This window comes from Coleofasciculus chthonoplastes PCC 7420, assembly GCF_000155555.1.
Lineage (GTDB): Bacteria > Cyanobacteriota > Cyanobacteriia > Cyanobacteriales > Coleofasciculaceae > Coleofasciculus > Coleofasciculus chthonoplastes_A.
Genome location: NZ_DS989844.1, coordinates 47,262 through 65,502, shown reverse-complemented (window position 1 = coordinate 65,502; position 18,241 = coordinate 47,262). Strand labels below are relative to the sequence as shown.

General features: G+C 44.4%; 18 protein-coding genes and 1 pseudogene. 13 read left to right on the top strand and 6 right to left on the bottom strand.

Features of this window, described 5'->3' with window-relative positions; translation table 11 throughout:
• Positions 1–27 precede the first annotated feature (27 nt).
• The 7 genes from MC7420_RS06015 to MC7420_RS34930 all read left to right on the top strand — a co-directional run bounded on the left by MC7420_RS06015 (position 28) and on the right by MC7420_RS34930 (position 9,583).
• A complete protein-coding gene (locus MC7420_RS06015) occupies positions 28–624 on the top strand; it encodes a hypothetical protein (protein WP_044205415.1) in 597 nt (198 codons plus the stop codon).
• A 33-nt stretch (positions 625–657) separates the two neighbouring features.
• Entirely contained in the window at positions 658–1,362 is a 705-nt protein-coding gene (locus MC7420_RS06010) for a pentapeptide repeat-containing protein (RefSeq protein ID WP_006099171.1), read from the top strand.
• A 56-nt stretch (positions 1,363–1,418) separates the two neighbouring features.
• On the top strand, positions 1,419–1,679 hold the full coding sequence (locus MC7420_RS06005; RefSeq protein ID WP_006099518.1) for a hypothetical protein: 261 nt from the start codon (positions 1,419–1,421) through the stop codon (positions 1,677–1,679).
• A gap of 84 nt (positions 1,680–1,763) precedes the next feature.
• Positions 1,764–2,237, top strand: coding sequence for a type III secretion system chaperone family protein (locus tag MC7420_RS06000; protein ID WP_006099355.1), 474 nt, complete (start codon positions 1,764–1,766; stop codon positions 2,235–2,237).
• Positions 2,238–2,478: 241 nt separating this feature from the next.
• Positions 2,479–2,739 (top strand): DUF4926 domain-containing protein, encoded by a 261-nt coding sequence (locus tag MC7420_RS05995; protein WP_044205412.1) that lies wholly within the window; start codon positions 2,479–2,481, stop codon positions 2,737–2,739.
• 377 nt (positions 2,740–3,116) lie between these two features.
• Positions 3,117–3,377, top strand: coding sequence for a hypothetical protein (locus MC7420_RS05990; RefSeq protein ID WP_006099458.1), 261 nt, complete (start codon positions 3,117–3,119; stop codon positions 3,375–3,377).
• A 605-nt stretch (positions 3,378–3,982) separates the two neighbouring features.
• Complete coding sequence (locus MC7420_RS34930; RefSeq protein WP_052307432.1) at positions 3,983–9,583, top strand: CHAT domain-containing protein; 5,601 nt, start codon at positions 3,983–3,985, stop codon at positions 9,581–9,583.
• Positions 9,584–9,704: 121 nt separating this feature from the next.
• On the opposite strand, the gene MC7420_RS05980 is transcribed toward MC7420_RS34930, so the two are convergent.
• Positions 9,705–10,226: a hypothetical protein gene (locus MC7420_RS05980; protein WP_006099521.1), complete on the bottom strand. Its 522-nt coding sequence runs from the start codon at positions 10,224–10,226 to the stop codon at positions 9,705–9,707.
• 288 nt (positions 10,227–10,514) lie between these two features.
• Between MC7420_RS05980 and MC7420_RS34925 the strand changes: the two genes are divergently transcribed.
• From MC7420_RS34925 to MC7420_RS05950, 6 genes are all read left to right on the top strand, one after another.
• On the top strand, positions 10,515–10,979 hold the full coding sequence (locus MC7420_RS34925; protein WP_006099414.1) for a hypothetical protein: 465 nt from the start codon (positions 10,515–10,517) through the stop codon (positions 10,977–10,979).
• A 134-nt stretch (positions 10,980–11,113) separates the two neighbouring features.
• The gene (locus MC7420_RS05970; protein WP_006099240.1) at positions 11,114–12,124 is read left to right on the top strand and encodes a hypothetical protein; all 1,011 of its coding nucleotides are present in this window, start codon (positions 11,114–11,116) and stop codon (positions 12,122–12,124) included.
• A gap of 64 nt (positions 12,125–12,188) precedes the next feature.
• On the top strand, positions 12,189–12,419 hold the full coding sequence (locus tag MC7420_RS05965; protein WP_006099261.1) for a hypothetical protein: 231 nt from the start codon (positions 12,189–12,191) through the stop codon (positions 12,417–12,419).
• A gap of 187 nt (positions 12,420–12,606) precedes the next feature.
• Complete coding sequence (locus tag MC7420_RS05960) at positions 12,607–14,199, top strand: polyamine aminopropyltransferase (RefSeq protein ID WP_006099283.1); 1,593 nt, start codon at positions 12,607–12,609, stop codon at positions 14,197–14,199.
• 251 nt (positions 14,200–14,450) lie between these two features.
• Positions 14,451–15,041 carry a DUF4178 domain-containing protein gene (locus MC7420_RS05955; RefSeq protein ID WP_006099450.1) on the top strand — a complete coding sequence of 197 codons (591 nt, stop codon included), beginning with the start codon at positions 14,451–14,453 and terminating at the stop codon, positions 15,039–15,041.
• Positions 15,042–15,189: 148 nt separating this feature from the next.
• On the top strand, positions 15,190–15,393 hold the full coding sequence (locus MC7420_RS05950; RefSeq protein ID WP_006099179.1) for a DUF2949 domain-containing protein: 204 nt from the start codon (positions 15,190–15,192) through the stop codon (positions 15,391–15,393).
• A gap of 98 nt (positions 15,394–15,491) precedes the next feature.
• On the opposite strand, the gene MC7420_RS05945 is transcribed toward MC7420_RS05950, so the two are convergent.
• From MC7420_RS05945 to MC7420_RS05930, 5 genes and pseudogenes are all read right to left on the bottom strand, one after another.
• Positions 15,492–15,695 (bottom strand): hypothetical protein, encoded by a 204-nt coding sequence (locus MC7420_RS05945; protein WP_006099191.1) that lies wholly within the window; start codon positions 15,693–15,695, stop codon positions 15,492–15,494.
• A gap of 2 nt (positions 15,696–15,697) precedes the next feature.
• A pseudogene (locus MC7420_RS36110) lies at positions 15,698–15,982 on the bottom strand (Uma2 family endonuclease); the annotation flags it as partial.
• Entirely contained in the window at positions 15,972–16,097 is a 126-nt protein-coding gene (locus MC7420_RS44290) for a hypothetical protein (protein WP_006099493.1), read from the bottom strand. The pseudogene MC7420_RS36110 and the gene MC7420_RS44290, both read right to left, overlap by 11 nt.
• A 36-nt stretch (positions 16,098–16,133) precedes the next feature.
• Complete coding sequence (locus MC7420_RS05935) at positions 16,134–16,583, bottom strand: hypothetical protein (RefSeq protein ID WP_044205409.1); 450 nt, start codon at positions 16,581–16,583, stop codon at positions 16,134–16,136.
• Between the two features lie 78 nt (positions 16,584–16,661).
• A protein-coding gene (locus MC7420_RS05930; RefSeq protein WP_390434657.1) for an IS5-like element ISMich1 family transposase occupies positions 16,662–18,106 on the bottom strand; the annotation gives its coding sequence in 2 pieces (ribosomal slippage) (positions 16,662–17,663 and positions 17,666–18,106; 1,443 coding nt in all).
• Positions 18,107–18,241: the final 135 nt, after the last annotated feature.

Here is an 18,241-nt window from a genome sequence, read left to right as displayed (position 1 = left end):
GACGTTACAGAGTTTGCGAATACTTACGTGGAGGTATTAGAGCAGACTCCTATCCTTAAAAAGAAATTGGCTGAAATTGCGAACATCAGCGATGAAGCTGAAAGGTTGTCTGCTTTGAAGAAGTTGGAGGATTTAGCGAGAAAGAAAAGAGTTAAGTTGGATCAGGCTCGCATCGATAAACTCGATGAAGGTATTGCTAAATTGGATCAAGAAATAGCTGACGGTAAAATTCCCATAGACCCAGCAGATCTGGCTTGGTTAAATAAAAACCATCGTCATAAAGAGCTAGCGTTTGATTTCGCGACGAAGCGTTATAAAATTAAAGAGGCAAAGGTTGCTTTAGCAGCCGAAGGCTCAGGTGTCATTAAAGGACCAGCAAGACGACCAGCTGATATAGATCCAGATATTATAGATGGAAATGGTTTTGGTTGGGATATTAAAAGTTATGAGCCAGGTAAAAATCCTCAAGAGATTGCAAATGATTTACTCACCTATGCTAAAGGAGAGGATATCCTTGCCGATTTGACTGGATTGAGTGCAGCCGAGCGAACAATGGTGGAAAATTTGGTAAAATCTGGTCTAACGCCAGATCATAAGCAGATCAAGTTTGCTTTTATACCTTGAACATATAGATAAAAGGACGTATTTATCAAGAAAATGAAAAAAGTTTCACAATTAGAATTAGATGCCATTCTAAGCAAAAAAAAACAAGCTTATGAAAAGGGAGATTTTGAAGCTAGTCGTTTGATATTTCAAGACTTAAATCTCTCTGGTCTTAATTTTCGAGAGTTTAAAACGGTAAAAGCTGACTTGATTAATCTTGATCTCTCAGGTGCAAATTTAAGCAAAGTTTTTTGGGAACAATCTAAATTTATTTCAGTTAATTTTACTGAAGCGATTTTTCAAGAAGCAAGTTTAGATCAAAGTCAGATTTCTGATTGTAATTTATCGTCTTGTAAACTATGGCAGGCCAACTTAAACTCTGTGCAAGCCTATAGATCTTCGTTTGTTAGTGTAGATGGATTGTGTGTATCTTTGATTAAAGCTGATTTCCACGACTGCAATTTTAAGAATGCGAATTTTGAAGAATCAACCGCAGCTAAATCGAGCTTTATTCGTTCATTTATGCAAAGGTGTAGATTGGCTAAAGCCGACTTGCGAAGAGCAAGATTTATTAACTCTGATTTGCGTTTTTTGAATATTGCTAACGCGAATATATCAAAAAGCAAATTTATTGAGTGTATGCTATTTGGTATTGATATCAAGGGAGCTATTACCACAGATTCAGTTGGAAAGAATATTGATATGAGTCCGGAAGGAGATAGTTCAAATATAATTAATGAATTATATTTTGAAACTTAATATAGCCATACTGTAGAAAGTTATAATTGAGAAAAAGTTGGTAACAAGTGAAGGTAATGGAAAATATAAATTTACCAAACCAAGACAACCAAAACCTAACCCCCACTCCCTCTAAAACCTTACAACAAGAATACCAAGAAGCCTTGTTAAAATCTGGCATTCAAGCCGCTAAACTACTCAATGAGTTGATCGAGTTAAAGTTAATGCCAGACCCCCGCGCTAAAGAAATGGTGGATGTTGCCTTGGAGGTGATAAAAATAATTCATTCAGCACCTGAAGAAATTGTCAATTTTAAAGAAAACCATGAGCAGCCTTAAGGATTATCTGTAAATTAAGTAAATTGGCAATCCGTCAATCCTTGTATTAGTCTTTGGCAATACGATGACAGGAAAACTCCCAATGTGACACCTGAAGACATTCCCTCAACACAACCCATTTTTGCCGCCATCGTCAATTTCTTCACAGAAGACAATTGGCACTATGCCCAGCTAGAAAAACAGTCAACTTTACGCCTAGCGTTTAAGGGCAAAAATGACCAATACGACTGTTATGCCCAAGCGCTAGAATCACAGCAGCAGTTTATCTTCTACTGCTTATGCCCGATTAAAATTCCCAAATCTAAGCGTAGAGCTGTAGGAGAGTTTCTATCGAGAGCCAACTATGGCATAATTATCGGCAATTTTGAGTTAAATTTCGATGATGGGGAGATTCGTTACAAGACTAGCACGGCTGTCAAAAATCACTTGCTTGATTCAGACACCATCAAACAGTTAGTTTACACCAATGTGAAAATGATGGATGAATACCTCCCTGGTATCATCGCTGTCACGAAGGGGGGAGTGTCGCCAGCCGATGCGATTCACGATTTGCCATAGTTGACGAGATCAGGTAACAATCCGAACCATTTGGGAAATCACAGCTAATACCAAGTTGCGTTCTATCATGTCATTCTGAGCGAAGCGAAGAATCTGGACAGATGCTTCGCGTCACTCCGTTTCACGGAGCTTGCCCTCGAACGAAGTGAAGGGTTCTGCTCAGCATGACAGATTCTACCTTAGACTGCAACTTGGTATAAAAACCAACAGCCACGTTTAATATCTGCATTTATCAAGTGATATGAAAAATCTGAATTTGCTGGATACAATTGCAACGTTAAAACCGATTCCCTTGAAGCGGTTGCACTTAGTTGAATCTGACTATGTAATGCTTGAAAACTTGCCAGTCGGACAGGTGGGTACAGTTGTCAATATTTATGATGAGCAGGAAGAACCTCACTATTTAGTTGAGTTTGCTGATTTACAGGGGCGGGAATATGCAATGGCTACATTGAAACGAGACGAGGTTTTAATACTGCACTATGAACTTTCAGTGGCTTAACAATAGCCGGATTTACGACTCTCTTGATTCAGAGACAATTAAACAGTTGGTTTACACCAAAATGTCAAAAATGGCTCTCATCTTTGTAGTGTGAGCATCTTGCTCGCTACCCATTCCCAATTTAAATGCATGATAGCTGAAGACAAATGGCACTGACTTTAGAGTTTGTAGTAAGTGCTGTCTTCACTTCTGGCACTAAAGTGCCTACTACGAACCCAGCTTAAGATGGGTGGGCAATGCCCACCCTACGGTATATCAAAGATTTCGGTGATCCCAAAATGCTTATTTCACCACCATTGAATCTAAGATATGTCAATATCGCTATTTGGTTACTTTCAACTAGACTAGAACTGTATTGAACCTCTCAGACAAGCAATATGTCTCTCAGCGAACTTTTACCCACTGTTAGTCAACTCTCTCATCAAGATAAACTTCGACTTATCCACTTTCTGCTTCTTGCCGTTGCTAAAGAGGAAGGATGCAGCCTAGAACCTGCGGGCAATAGTGATTCAGCTAATGCACTGTTGAATCAATTGGCATCAACAGAAGCCGTTGTCTGGTCTCCTCAAGCAGATCAAGCAAGTGTTCAAGCCTTGTCGGATCTTTTGGTGGCGGCGCGGAGAGAAACTAATGCTTAATGGTCAACGATTCCCGTTCATGTTCCGTTTTCGCCTGTCTTATTGGCATTTGCTTGGACTCAATCAAGAGATGCGCCTGTAATCCTGGGACATACAAACTTTTTGGCGGAATTTAATGTGTGTTTTTATCGCCATGAGTTAGCTTTTGAGGTTTGTCCAATAGACAAATGAACACAACAGATGTTCAAGCTTTGGGGCGCAAGGCTTCATCCGTGTCAACTACAGGCGAGAAAACCAATGCTGGCAATGTTTTAAACTGTGTCTATCTACTCCTCAACATTTCCCCCTCATCCCCTAACCCCTTCTCCACCCCCCTCGTTCCCCCCTACAAGAGGGGGGAGGACAGCAGATGCTTCGCTTTTGTTGCACGGGAGAAGGGGGATCGGATGCTCTTGCTCCTCTCTTGCTCCCCTCTCCCAAGCTTGGGAGAGGGGCTGGGGGTGAGGGCTGGCGTGGGAGAGAGGTTTTAAAAGTAAGACCACTAACGGGTTAGACTGTTGGGTTTCGACTTCGCTCAACCCAACCTACGGTGAAAAGGCGCAGTCTATTTACAGCCACTAAGTATTTATGGTTAAATACTCTTAGATATACATCTGCTATGCCCCATGAATATTTTCACTCAAGGACAGGGGCGGCTGTTGGCAGGATTGGTATTAACCGTTACGTTTGCTCAATCCCCTGCTTACTCCCAACCCATTACTCCCGCCGCCGATGGTACAGGAACCACGGTTACTTCTGAGGGAAACCGCTACGATATCCAAGGGGGTACAGTTTCCGGGGATGGGGTGAATCTGTTTCATAGTTTTGAGCAGTTTGGACTCGATACAAACCAAATTGCTAACTTTTTGTCGAATCCAGAGATTCAAAATATCCTGGGGCGGGTGATGAATGGTGAACCGTCGCTGATTAATGGGTTGATTCAGGTAACAGGGGGACAATCTAACCTATTTTTAATGAATCCGGCGGGGATTATTTTTGGTGAAAATGCTCGGCTGAATGTTACAGGTGATTTTACCGCAACCACGGCGACGGGGATTGGTTTTCAGGGGGGATGGTTTGAGGCATTTAGTAGCAATAGTTACAGCAATTTAGTCGGCAATCCGAATGGATTTAAGTTTGAGACAGTGCAGCCCGGAGCGATTATTAATGCGGGTGATTTAGAGGTATCCGAAGGACAGAATCTTGCGCTGATTGGTGGTGGGGTGCTGAGTACGGGGAGTTTGACAGCACCAGACGGTAATATTTCAGTGATGACAGTACCGGGAACGAGTCGGGTACGGTTGACTCAAGAGGGACAGCTTCTGAGTTTGGAGGTTGAATTACCGACAGATAATCAGGGGAATTTGTTGGCGATTGAACCGTTAATGTTACCGGAATTGTTGACGAATGGCGGTGTGGTTGAAGCGACGGGAGTCGCGGCGGCGGATGTGGAAGCTGAAGCTGGAGATATTGTTGTTAATCAGGTAACAGGATACACAGCAACGTTATCGGCTGAAGGGGATATAACCTTAGTTCCGGTTGGGGAAGGCGTTGCACCTTCTTTGGTAACAACCGGGGATTTAAATCTATTGGCGCAGGATACAGTATTTGTAAGGGATAACCCAACCAGTCCTTTTTTAGCTCAAGCGGGGGGGAATCTTTATATTCAGGGGAATAATGGAATTGATATTCTGGCGCTGAATCATCCAGAAACCCCGTTTGTGAGTGGGGGAAATCTGAGTTTAGTCAGTGATGGAATTATTTCTGGCGATGCTCACTTTGCTAGTGGGGGTGATTTTTCACTTCTCAATTTAGCTGGAGAACCTGGAACGTTTAGAAGTATCAATGACCCAATTATTAGTGCTAATGGAGATGTGGAATTCGGGGATTACACCGGAGCTTCTATTAAGATAGAAGCAACTGGAAGTATCATTGGGGGTGAGATAATAATCAATAATCCAGATATCGGGTTAGCTCCAAATCCTAATGATCCAGATGTTGAAATTTTACGAAATAGTCCAGCGCTTATTTTAAGAGCTGGATTAGATACCTTACTTTATGCTCCCAATGTACCAACATCAGCAGAAGGAACAACTTTTGACCCACCTGGAAATCCATCATTCCTACCTCCAGGAAGCATTCAGATAGGTGATGTTAATAATTCAGAGCAAGATAGGAATGGTGTTACAGTCATTTTAAATGCTACAGGCAACATTCAGACAGGAAGGCTGACAACAGACAACTTGGTTGGTGATGGGGGTTTCGTAAATTTAGAGGCTGGAGGTAACATTTCCACAGGTGGGATTTCTACTATAGCAGGCAACATGAATGGTGATGGTGGTGAAATTAGCCTAACCGCAGGTGGTAGCATTACTTTAACAGGAGACGTTCTCAGGTCTTGGTCTCCCCAAAATGGTAGTGATATTACTTTCACGGCTACAGGCGATATTTCAATTAATTGTACAAACACAGCATTTTGCGTAGAGACTTTTTCTGGAGGAATACCAGGAGTAGAATCTAGGGGCAATAGTGGTAACGTTACATTTATCAGTGAGGAGGGATCAATTAATGCTGGTGAAGCCTTGATCAATGCTACTAATGGTACTAATAATCCTGGAAATGTTACTATCAGTGCCAAAGGTAACATTTCTGTTCGAGAGATTTCGACAGGAATTGGAGAAAATGCCAATACTGGAGTTGACGGTGGTTCGATTACTATAATCAGTGAAACTGGCTCTATTAATATTGCTGCTCATGTGAATTCCGCTAACTCCAGCGCTACTAATGGTAACGGTGGTGATATTACTCTGGAAGCAGATAGAAATATTGAAGTAATTGATATCTTAGCAAATTCCAACGGTGGTAATGGTGGCAATATCACTGTTAAGGCTGGTGGTAACTTAACATTTGATGATATATCAACATTTGGTTCTGTCAATGGTGGTGATATCAATCTTACGGTTGACGGTACAGTTGATAATAGTAAAAAAGATCCCATTCTCAATACTATAGGTGGAATACTTTCCTGTTCTAGCCCAGATGAGCAGTGTAGTCCCGGTAATGGTACAGGAGGTTCTATTACCCTCAATGTTGATGGCGATATCTTGATGGGGGATATTAATTCTTCCGGTATATTGGGAGGTGGTGAGATTAATTTAACTAGCCGCGATGGAAGTATCGATACCAGCGCTGGCACTTTATTTACATCCTCAGATAATGGTGATAGTGGTTCAATCACCCTTGAGGCTGAAAACGATATCATAACCGCCACAATAGAATCCCCTGGCGCTGAGGGTAGTGGTAACATTACCATCACTACCAGCGCCGGTGTGATAAACACTAGCGCTGGTACTCTATCAACAGCTTCTGGTAGCCAAAGTGGTGCAGTCAGTCTGGAAGCGAGTGACGATATTATCACAGGTAATATCAACTCATTTGGCGAATTAGGTGGTGGAGATATTAATCTGATCAGCAATAGCGGTAGTATTAATGCTACTGGAGGTTTTCTAGATGCATCTTCTGTGGATGGTCAAAGCGGTAATATTACTCTTGAGGCTTCAGCAGGTAGCATTACTATAAACACCGTCAAAGCAGGTTTAAGCGCCACCGATACAGGTACAGGGAGTGGCGGAAATATTACCTTTAAAGCAGGTGGAGATATTATCGCCGAAGCAGATATCTTTGCAGGTGTACGCTTTAGCGAAGGGTTTGGGGGGAATATTACAATTACCAGTAGTAAGGGCAGTATTGATACTAGCGCCGGAACCCTTAACTCATCCTCAGAAAATGGCGCGAGTGGCGCTATAGTTCTTGACGCGGCTGACGAGATTAACGCCAGTGAAATTGATTCGAGTTCCACGAATGGGAGTGGCGGTAAAATTGACCTCTCGGCGGGAAATCAGATCACAATTAGTGAGGCGATACGATTCGGTTCAACTGACAAAGGTGGCGATAGTCTAACCCTGAATACTCCCGGAGAAATTACCCTCCCCGAAATCCTTTCTATCGGTGGTGCGGATATTATCGCGGGAAATACTAATCCCCTGAGTAATCTTGTTTTCTCCTCAGATGAGAGTCTCAACACCGAGGGAGGAAATCTTTCTCTCACCTTCGCCGATGGTTTCAGCGTAAATAACCCCATCTCCACCACAGGCGGGAATTTCAGCCTAACGGGAAGAGGCGCGATCGCACTCCAATCTCCTATCGATACAGATGGCGGTACGATTACTATAACCGGAAATACCATCGACGCGATCGCAGCCTCTCTGGATTCCTCTTCTACCACTGGCGCAGGCGGTAATATTTCCCTGATGGCGGAGAATAACCTATTGGCGGGAACCCTCGACACTTCAAGTACCACGAGTGTTGGCGGTGATATTAGCCTGGAAAGTCAAACAGGTGCAGTGGAAAGCGGCGACTTAATCGCGACGGGAGAAACTGGGGGTGGAGACGTTACCGTTACAGCACGCGATCGCATTATTACCCAAGAAATCAATACCAGTTCACTATCAGGAAATGGCGGAACTGTCAAGTTAGACCCCGAAAATGGGATTCAAGTGACCCTAATTAACGCCCAAGGGGGTACAGAAGGAACAGGTGGAACCGTGGATATTACCACCGAACAATTCTTCCAAGCCACTGGCACATTTAGCGACCAAAATAACATCATTGCCAGCATTTCTACGGCGGGGGGCGCTGGTGAAGGGACAATTACAATTCGCCACGATGGTGGAGCCAGAGGAATATCCTTTGATGTCGGTGATGCTACGATAAACGGTACGGCGGGAGCCTTAACAACCAGCGCCAACAATTCAATCTTACCCTTTCAATCCTTTCCGGGTCCCTACAGCCAAGGTGCTATTTCAATTATTACCACACCCCAACCCTTACCAACCCAACCCGAACCCCAATTCGGTATCCAATTAGCACCCCCCCAAGCTGATCCTCCCGAATCTCTAACCGTTACACTGAACCGTCGCGGTTTCCCCTTAGAAGAATTATTTACCCGCGAATTTGAACAATATCTAGGAATCTTCAATCCTTCCATTAGCAATTTAAGTCAAATTCGGATAACATTGAGCAAGATTGAATCCGCCACAGGTCAAAAACCTGCCCTGGTTTATACTGTCTTTTACCCCACCCGAATTACACCAAATTCCGGTTCTTTAACTAATCCCATTCCCCAAGATAATGACCTACTCCAACTGGTTGTCGTCACACCCACTGGGGAACCCATCTTTATGCCCATTCCCGGTGCAACTCGCGCTACTGTTCTAGCGGAAGCCCAGAAATTACGCCGTGCAATTACTAATCCAATTACCCGCAGTACCAACCGTTATTTAGCCCCAGCCCAACAACTCTATCAATGGATAATTGCCCCAATTGAAGACCAATTACAAACCCAAGGGATTCAAAATCTCAGCTTTATCATGGATGGGGGATTGCGTTCCATTCCCTTGCTGGCTCTCTACGATGGCGAACAATTCCTGATTGAAAAATACAGTGCAGGTTTAATGCCCAGTATCAGCTTAACCGATACCCGCTATCGCGATATTAATGACTTCCAAGTTTTAGCAATGGGAGCCTCTGAATTTACCGACGCCAACCCCTTAAAAGCTGTCCCAGTTGAACTAGCCGCGATTACCCAAGAACTATGGCAAGGAGAATCCTTCCTCAATCAAGAGTTTACCCTGGAAAACCTAAAAACCCAACGTCAATTACAACCCTTTGGGATTATACATTTAGCCACTCATGGTGAATTTAAATCAGGACGCCCAGAAAACTCTTATATTCAGCTATGGGATACCAAACTACGCCTTGATCAACTGCGTGAGTTAAAGTTGTATGAACCCACAGTAGAATTGTTAGTCCTAAGTGCTTGTCGCACCGCCGTGGGGGATGAAGAAGCCGAGTTAGGCTTTGCCGGGTTAGCGGTACAAGCCGGGGTCAAATCGGCGCTGGGAAGTCTCTGGTATGTCAGCGATGAAGCGACATTGGGATTAATGACTGAATTTTATCGTCAGTTAGAGACAGCACCGATTAAATCAGAAGCGCTGCGACAGGCGCAACTAGCGATGATTCGGGGAGAAGTGCGGTTAGAAAACGGACAATTATTGGGGAGTGGGGAGAGTATTGCGTTACCTCCAGAGTTAGCCGAAATTGGAGATAAAGACTTATCTCATCCGTATTTTTGGTCAGCGTTTACGATGATAGGTAGTCCATGGTAAATAAGTAGGGTCTGCTGAATAAGTCTTGTGGGAGGGTAGGGAGCTGGGGAAGCAGGGGAAGCTGGGGAAGCAATGTAGAGACGTGCCATGGCACGTCTGGGAGCAGGGAACAGTTTTAAGGTTAAATTCCCCACCATAAGAGTCCACCCACTAATGCAGCAATAAAAACCAGAGCCACCCAGATAAATTGATTATCTTTGGTATTAACCGTACTCAGATCGATCGCTTCCGGTTCAATTTGCTTTTTCAAACTGGGATTGCTTCTAGTCACCCCACTACCCCGGCGATCTCTAGGATCACTTTCAGAAATAGCACCTAAATCGGGAATCTTGGTCATCCATTCCTCGGGTCGCTTGAGTTGGGGGGCTTGGAGGATGTAGAGTAAGCTAGTAGACTGTTTGCGAATATCCAGGTCAGGATGCTTTGTCAGTTGCTGACCTAACGCGATCGCTTCCGTTTGTTGTCCGGCGGCTTCATAAGCTGTAACTAGCCACATTTGCGCCTCTCCCCCGACGCGAGAATTGCGGTTGATCAAGGTGCAGGCTTTTTCGAGATGCTTCACCGCAGCGCGATAGTCACCCCGCTCAAAGGTAGCTTTTCCGGTTTGGTATTCGACGCGGAACTGTTCTTTGTCATTGGTCATTGGTCATTGGTCAAAAACTTGACATCATTATCGAGACACTAAGTTAGTGCCATTGGATGAAGTTGTATCTGGCTTTTGGGTTGTATATTGAAATTACATGAAAACCTGCCGGAATTAAAGCGCTAAGGAACTAATGGGTGAACCTGATATTCGCGTAAGGTTGGACTGACATCCGTATTCAGCTTGGATAGGTACACTGATAAGGAAATAGAATTGCCGGATAAGGGATCAAATTTTGCGCTTCACTAAATCGCTGACTCGCTATATAACATATTTTGAGGTGAAATAATGCTGAAATTTTCTCTCCTGCAACACCGTTGGCTGAACATTATGCTCACGCCTTTAACCGTGGGAGTGGTTTGGACGATAGTAGGGGATAGCGCTGTAGAGGCTAGACCGATTCAGTCATCGCGCTGTTCTTCGGTGATTTACGGTAGTCCAATTCCAGCACCAGTGCCAGTTAATCCAGTCACAGGACGACCTTGTTCTTTTTCCTCAGGAGGTTCATCCTATCGTAATTATCGCGATCGCGACGATTATCGATATAAAGAGCCGATTCGGGGAACCATTCGTGATTCTACACTAATTAACCCCACGATTATCGATTCGACTATTTCCGATTCTGTCCTGGTTGATCCTGTAATTATTGATACACCCCGGTCTACCAGACGCCGAGTTCGGTCAGGTAGAGTCCGCATCCGAGGCTCAGAGGTGATTGATCGTTCTTCGGGAATCCGGATTCGGGTTCGGTAATCATTTATAACGATAAAATTGTACTAATACTGTTTAATTCGATAGACAGTTTCTCGAATTGAACAGAATTAGAGCGATGGTACTGAGACGATGTGTTTCAGTTACCGAGAAGATTTAATTTGAACTTCAAGCCAATGCCAGTCACTATCCACACTCAGCGAACCAGTCGTTTTATCGATCCCTGGTCTTATATAGCTTTGGGAGCATCAGGGTTGGTGCTACTGGCATTGATGGGGTCTCAGTTCTTCTATAGAAAGCTGGTATCGGAGACGGTATCCGTTGAACCAGAGGAATCGGTGCAACTGGAATCGACTCAACTCGAACCTCAACTTATTGGCGCGTTGCGGATTGATGTGAGAGCATTGCTGCCAAGCAATACCTGGGTGATCTACGAAATTCAAATTCTTGATCAAAATGGAGACGTGATCGCCTCTGCGATGAAGGAAGCCTGGAGTGAGTCGGGGACGTGGTACGAGGATGGAGAGTCAGGGAGTTGGTCGGAATCGGATTTGCAGGGAGGACTCGACGTTCAGGCAAAGAAAAATGAGCAAATAACCGTGGCAATTGCCGTGTTGGAGTATGGTAACACCTCTGGACAAGAACTCCAACAACCCGTGGAATTTAAGGTGACAGTTGAAAATGGAGTTGTAGATACCCGCTATTTGTGGTCAGGTTTAATCGGTTCAACAATTCTGGGACTTATCGCCATTCTTGCCACACCCGTGTCAGGGAAAACCGCGATCGCGAAAACTATTCAAGATAGTGATCCCAGTGGACGCGCTACGGTGGGAGGGGCTGATCAGCTCGTGCGGGTCAAGATCAATGTTAAAGCTGACGAAACCTCACCGCGACAGCTAAACGCACGTCTGGTGATTAATGATTCCTATGGGGAACAAATTTATGCCCATACTTTACCTATGCATTTCATCTTGGGAACAGAAGATACCAAGAGGCATCAACTCCAATGTTTTTTCATCTTAGACCCTCGCAGTTCCTACGGGTTTCATGTGGATGTGATACCAGATGCACCCGTGGATCAGACCAAACTGACTGTACGCGATCGCAACCGCACTCTGTTTCCTGTGGAAGTTGTCCATATTAGCCCGTCTCCTTTATCCGATCATCCCCAAGATAAACACCCCTGATCAAGCACTCGTTCATTGTCTGAGTAGAGAACTCAAAACTCTGTTCATCCTAGGAGTTTAACCGATGTTAACTAAAATTTTTGCCGGGGCTGCGATCGCGATCGCCCTCTTGACAATTACAGCCGGATATACACAGCGTTCTGCCCTCGTCCTACGATCCGAGAAACAGGATAACTATTGGCCCCGACATGGAACAGGATTATCGGGCGGTTATCGCGGCGGAACATGGATTCTTTTACCCAATCGGTCGTCTTATGGCGGATTTCGTGGCGGCGGTCCGAGTGCAGGAAAATAGGGATTGGGGACGTTTTTTAGTCTATAGACATGCCATAACACGTCTGTAGGGGCGGGTTTAGGGAATGTTGTGGCGCTGTTGACGATAACCTTTGTTCAAAACCCGCCCTCCCTTATCCCCCCTGTTCTATACCCCCTGTTCCTTGACAAATAAGGACACATTCATAACGAAAACTCACTAAAAATTCATGGCACATCAGGGAGTCTCAACAGACAACTCGAATGTTGAACCCGTCACTCAACCCCCGGTTTCATCATTAAATCGGCTGCAACGTCGGCTACTTTTAGCGGCGGCGGCGGTTTCCTCTAGCTGTGGATTAGCGGTTGAACTTTTACTGGGAACCCTAGCTAGCTATTTAGTGGGGAATCAAGCGCTGTCTTTTGGAGTAGCTATCGGGGGCTTTTTAGCCGCCATGGGGATTGGCTCTTACTTAAGTCAGTTTATTGCGTCCAAGTCCCCTCCTTGGCTCCAACAACGCCAACTCCTGGTGGCATTTGTTCAGGTTGAACTGCTAATGGCTCCCCTGACGGCATTATTACCCTTAGGACTATTTGCTCTATTTGTGGTTAATGGTTTCCTCTGGTTGGGATTATTCCTGGTCACTATATTACTGGGCATTTTGGCGGGTTTAGAAGTCCCCCTGCTGACGCGAGTGCTGGAATTGGAGGAGGGAGTGCGGGAGGCGCTGGCTGGGGTTTTAGCGCTGGATTATGTCGGGGCGTTGTTGGGTTCGTTGCTGTTTCCCGTATTGCTATTACCGTTAATCGGCTTATTTCCCGCCGCTTTTGTACTGGGCGCATTACCCGCCTTTATGGTGTTTGCTATTGGACAGCAGTTTCCTCGGTTGCGCCGTTGGGGATATCTGGGCTTAAGTTTAGGCATTATTCTGACATTATCCGCACCTGCGGCGATTCCCATCAGTAATCGCCTGGAAAATACCTTGTATCAAGCCCCCGTAATTACCCGGATTCAATCCCCCTATCAACGGATTGTCTTGACGCGCCGGGGACAAGATTTGCGATTGTTCTTGGATGGGGATTTACAACTCTCTACCTTGGATGAATACCGCTACCATGAAGCATTAGTACATCCGGCAATGAGTGCGAGTCAGAACAGGCGTCATGTGCTAGTTATGGGTGCAGGAGATGGGATGGCGCTGCGGGAAGTGCTAAAGTGGCGAGATGTGGAACAAGTGGTGCTGATTGAGTTAGATGCGGAAGTTGTCAAGTTAGCCCAGTCTCATCCCCAGTTGGTGCGGTTAAATGAAGGGGCGTTAACTGATCCGCGTGTTCAGGTGATTAACGCCGATGCTTTTGTTACAGCACCCGCCTTAAATGACACTTTTGATGTAATTATCGCCGATTTTCCTGATCCTGACCGCGAAGTGCTTGCCAAGCTGTATGCAGAAGGGTTTTACCAGCGTCTGTTACCGCGATTGGCAGAGAATGGCGTTTTTGTCACTCAAGCCTCGAGTCCTTTTTTTGCCCCAGATGTTCTAAGCTGTATTGTGGCAACCCTATCGGATGTGGGATTATCAACTCATCCTTATGTGGTGGACGTTCCCAGTTTTGGACCCTGGGGTTTTGTTTTAGCGTCGCGGCAATCGATTCAAGCGGATAGGCTGACATTATCGGTGTCAACGCGCTATCTGACTGAACCGATTTTGCATCATTTATTTGAGTTGCCTGGGGATGTCCAATTAGGAAATGTGGAGGTAAATCGCCTCTCTCATCCCGTGATTGTGCGGTATCAATCTGACCCCCGCTGGACAGCCTATTAATCATTAGTCAATTGTAGGGGCGGGTTTAGGAACTACAGTCAGCTATTGGTGAAATAACTGAACAACTTGCACCCGCCCTAGCTAACCGATAACGGTTCAACAAAACCTGCCCTTTGTCGTGTAGGGGCGGGTTTAGGAACTACAGTAAGCTATTGGTGAAATAACTGAACAACTTGCACCCGCCCTAACTAACCGATAACGGTTCAACAAAACCTGCCCTTCTCCATAAGTAGTCAGTCATAAGTTAGCTAATGGTATTTGTTTGGATTGGAATTATTGTAATTATTGCTACGGCTGTTGTTTTGCTCGTTCTTCAGCAACGGGGACAGTTATCAGGACTCGGTGAACGTGGGCGTTTACCCCTAGAAGAACGTACCGTTTTTACTCTGGAAGTTGGTGATATTGTCCAGTACATGGGGACAGATTGGGTAGTGGAGGGAAAACTGACTTACAATGTTGGCGACTATGCTTGGTACGAGTATTTACTGCAAGATGGAGAGCGTATTTGTTGGCTTTCTGTGGATGAAGATGACCGAGTAGAAGTGGCATTATTAGAGCCAACGCAGCAGTTAGAGATGAGTGGAGAACCTCCCAAGCAGCTAACCTTTGGCGGTGAAATCTATCGCTGTGTAGAATCTGGTGTGGCGGACATGACGCGCACAGGAACAACGTTGCACCGCACAGCAGAACGTTGTCGCTATTTTGATTATGAAGGAGCCAATAATAAGGTTCTCTCGATTGAGGAATGGGATGGTGATATTGAAGTCACTGTGGGAGAGCGTATTAATCCGAGAATGCTGACACTGCTGCCGGGAACAGGTGAACGGTTGTATGGAAGTTAAGGCAATGGTATTGACTTAAGACTGGTGGGTAATGCCCACTCTACGGTACTATCATGCGGCACTAGAATAACTCTAATGGGTGAGGTTTTTTGATCCCCGTTAAGTGTACCTTACTACTAACCATCTCCAGTATCCCACACCCAAGACAATGAAATCCGCAGCACTTGACAAGTTTATTCACTTTTTACGAGAGGATTTGGCGATTCCATCGTCAGCGATTTCCTTAGCCTTACGCCATCAGGAAGAGAGTCCTAATTTATTACCAATGACTTTGTGGCAATATGGACTCATTTCATTGGAGCAATTAGACCGAATTTTTGATTGGCTGGAAACGGCACAGCTTACTCTGTAAGTCCCCTTTAGATTTTAATCGGTCTTGATACTGCTATGTTAAGGATTGATTGGTGCGTTATGCTTCGCTAACGCACCCTACAGTTTGGCTGTAAATAGTTATAACTGGGGATTGGGTTTTTTTAACGGCTTTGGCAATGGCACGTCTGGAGAATGCTGCGCTTGATCAAGCTTATAGCCTTCACCTTGAAGTTGTTGCACAAATTGGGTTGACTCAAAGTCGGTTGGTTGTGTTGACGTTGGCGACTGTTTTTGTCCTTGGCTTTGGCGTCGAAGTTGTTTGAGTTTCGCTTTTCGTCCCATGATTACTCCCTCGATAAGGACTCAACAAACATCTGATGTTCTGCTGTGGCTATTCCCTGTTGGACAATCTCCAATACCTTGGCTAAATCTCCAGCAAGTAAGGCGGATTCTTGTAACCACAAGCCAGGAAAGGTTTCACTACAAATAATACCATTTTCATTGGGTTCTAGCTGGATATACTCACCCTCTTGTAATCTAAACCAATCGAATTGCTGATCGTACACTCGCCACACTAAATACTCTTGTACCTGATTACGGCGGTAAACGTTAAGTTTGTTATGTAAATTTTTTCACCTGGGGCATAGCATGGTAGCGGCGCTCAAATTCGATGCGGGTGAGTTTATCGCCGTTTTCCAGGGGAGGAATGGTTAAAGTTGACGCGATCGCACGTTGATCTATCATGGTTGGGTTCTCTTTAAGTTGAGCCAGATTCAGCCGTCAAAAGTGACGCCACCAATATTGTTCTAACTGATACCGTTGGCGCAGGTGTTGCAAGGCGGCTGTTGATAGCAACCCTTTGACAGTGGCAACGAATTGCCCCCACGCTAGCAACTGGGATTCACTCGTTGCTCGGTTGAACTGGTATCCATAGAATGTTGTCCAAAATTCAGGGGCAATTGCAGATTTCCAGCGCTTGTGCCAACGCACCATATCTTGAGGGGTGGGGGGTTCGGCTTCCAGGATTGGTGGAAAGTCGGCGTAGCTGACGAATCGGCTCAACCCTTTACCGTGAACATAAACAATATGCTGCCAGCATTCGATGCGATAAATCTCGTCGGGAGACAGGTTAAACAGCAAGGCGACTGTCTCTATAGTGACGAATCGTGCCAAGGGGTGACGGGTGGAGGACTTGTAATTTAGGGTCTGCTGAATAAGTCGAAGAAACACAACTGATGGATTAAGTAGTTATATAATACGACAGCGAACTTAAGTTATTGTTGTTAACGATTCGCTTAATTATAAGGTTTAATAATGAATTGACGCCGAAAAAGACTTGATTGTGGAATATATATAAAAAAGACAAAAAACCTGCCTGAGCAGGGCAGACAGATTCATGACGAGGAAAGTAATGGCAATAGCTGTTTCGGACGTATGAGGTAGTTTAGCCATGACGCGACTTAGGCTATATCTACGTTTTGATATGCCAAATTTTCCTTCAATATTATTGCGAATTCTCTCGTCTTCTTGAGCTTGTTTCTTTAATTCTTGACTGACATTGGCTTTCGGTCTTCCTAAGGGAGGGCCACTGATTCTAATTCCTTTTTCTTTACAGAAGGATCGATTGGCTCGACTGCGATAGATTTTATCTACATGAACGGATTCTGGATAGAATCCTGTGTAGTTATAATAAGCTTCTATTTGAGCTTTTAAATCGACAGATTCATTAAAGTTATCCCAACTGATACGGTCTAAAAATACGTATCCATCTCTTACACTTGCCGATATTTTAGCTCCAAATTCTACGGCAACTCCCGCTTTGCCTCTAACTATTGGACGGATATGGGCTTGACTCACATTTACTATTCTATGCTCAATTCTATGAACTTTATTATTGTACATCCATTCTTGCTGACGATAGATTTCGCTAACTACCAACAGGCTCTTATATTCAGTACGACTCAATGCCCCAAGACTAGACCCTGCCTTAACTAGCGCGTCTATACTCCCCAAGTTTCTCTTTATGTATTGCAGTTGTTTTTTTATTGCTTTTCTTATTTCTTTTCTTGTTTGTCTCTTTTTCTTTGCTACTTTTAAGTAATTCTTTCTGGCTCTATTTCTATAAGTTTTTGGTTTTTTATTTAGTTGATCCTTCAGGGGTTCATATAGACTGTCTATTATTTTTTCGGTTTTGACCCTAGCTTTATTTAATATCCCCAAATCATTGGGATAACTTATATCTCCTGGCACACAGCTTGCATCAACTATTAGTTGTCCTTTATTGGCTGACTCTCTTCTTTCTTGACTTTGGATTTCGGCACTTTTTTTTTAGCTTCTTCATCCGTCTCTGATTGACTTTTCTTCACCATTTTCTCATTTATTCGGTTGACTAGATTCACATTTATCCTTTCCCGGAATCTGGCCAATAGTGATGAGTCATAAGGAGCTTCGCTGCTGTAATGCCTTTGACCTATAAAGTATTGTAAGTAAGGGTTTTCTTTGATTTGTTCGACTGTCTCTCTATCACTTATTCCTAGTTTTTCTTTGATTATTAATGAACCCAGTGCTACCCTAAATGGTAGCGCTGGCGCTCCCATTTCCGCAGAAAAATTTTGGGCATATTCTTCTTCAAATTCCTCCCAAGGTACTAAAGAAGCCATGATTACCCAGCGGTTATCCTGTGATAACTTTCCTTCAAATGGTAGTTCAAAATCTTCGGCTTCCCTGGGGGCGTTCTCAACTTTTCGGTACATCTACCTGATCATGATGCAAGGATTTTGAGCAATTTTACCAGATTCATGAGCACCAAGTCAACTGTAAATACGGATCAAAGCATTGATGGTTAAGGGTTTCGGTCTTGTGCAGCAAGCCCGAAATAGTTGTGATTA

Excerpts from the sequence above, each read along its gene's own strand:
- MC7420_RS44290 (WP_006099493.1), bottom strand. The coding sequence starts at position 16,097 with ATGATAGATCAACGTGCGATCGCGTCAACTTTAACCATTCCTCCCCTG.
- MC7420_RS05990 (WP_006099458.1), top strand. The coding sequence starts at position 3,117 with ATGTCTCTCAGCGAACTTTTACCCACTGTTAGTCAACTCTCTCATCAA.
- MC7420_RS34925 (WP_006099414.1), top strand. The coding sequence starts at position 10,515 with ATGCTGAAATTTTCTCTCCTGCAACACCGTTGGCTGAACATTATGCTC.
- MC7420_RS06010 (WP_006099171.1), top strand. The coding sequence starts at position 658 with ATGAAAAAAGTTTCACAATTAGAATTAGATGCCATTCTAAGCAAAAAA.
- MC7420_RS05955 (WP_006099450.1), top strand. The coding sequence starts at position 14,451 with ATGGTATTTGTTTGGATTGGAATTATTGTAATTATTGCTACGGCTGTT.
- MC7420_RS05995 (WP_044205412.1), top strand. The coding sequence starts at position 2,479 with ATGAAAAATCTGAATTTGCTGGATACAATTGCAACGTTAAAACCGATT.
- MC7420_RS05950 (WP_006099179.1), top strand. The coding sequence starts at position 15,190 with ATGAAATCCGCAGCACTTGACAAGTTTATTCACTTTTTACGAGAGGAT.
- MC7420_RS34930 (WP_052307432.1), top strand. The coding sequence starts at position 3,983 with ATGAATATTTTCACTCAAGGACAGGGGCGGCTGTTGGCAGGATTGGTA.
- MC7420_RS05960 (WP_006099283.1), top strand. The coding sequence starts at position 12,607 with ATGGCACATCAGGGAGTCTCAACAGACAACTCGAATGTTGAACCCGTC.
- MC7420_RS05980 (WP_006099521.1), bottom strand. The coding sequence starts at position 10,226 with ATGACCAATGACAAAGAACAGTTCCGCGTCGAATACCAAACCGGAAAA.
- MC7420_RS05965 (WP_006099261.1), top strand. The coding sequence starts at position 12,189 with ATGTTAACTAAAATTTTTGCCGGGGCTGCGATCGCGATCGCCCTCTTG.
- MC7420_RS05945 (WP_006099191.1), bottom strand. The coding sequence starts at position 15,695 with ATGGGACGAAAAGCGAAACTCAAACAACTTCGACGCCAAAGCCAAGGA.
- MC7420_RS06005 (WP_006099518.1), top strand. The coding sequence starts at position 1,419 with ATGGAAAATATAAATTTACCAAACCAAGACAACCAAAACCTAACCCCC.
- MC7420_RS05970 (WP_006099240.1), top strand. The coding sequence starts at position 11,114 with ATGCCAGTCACTATCCACACTCAGCGAACCAGTCGTTTTATCGATCCC.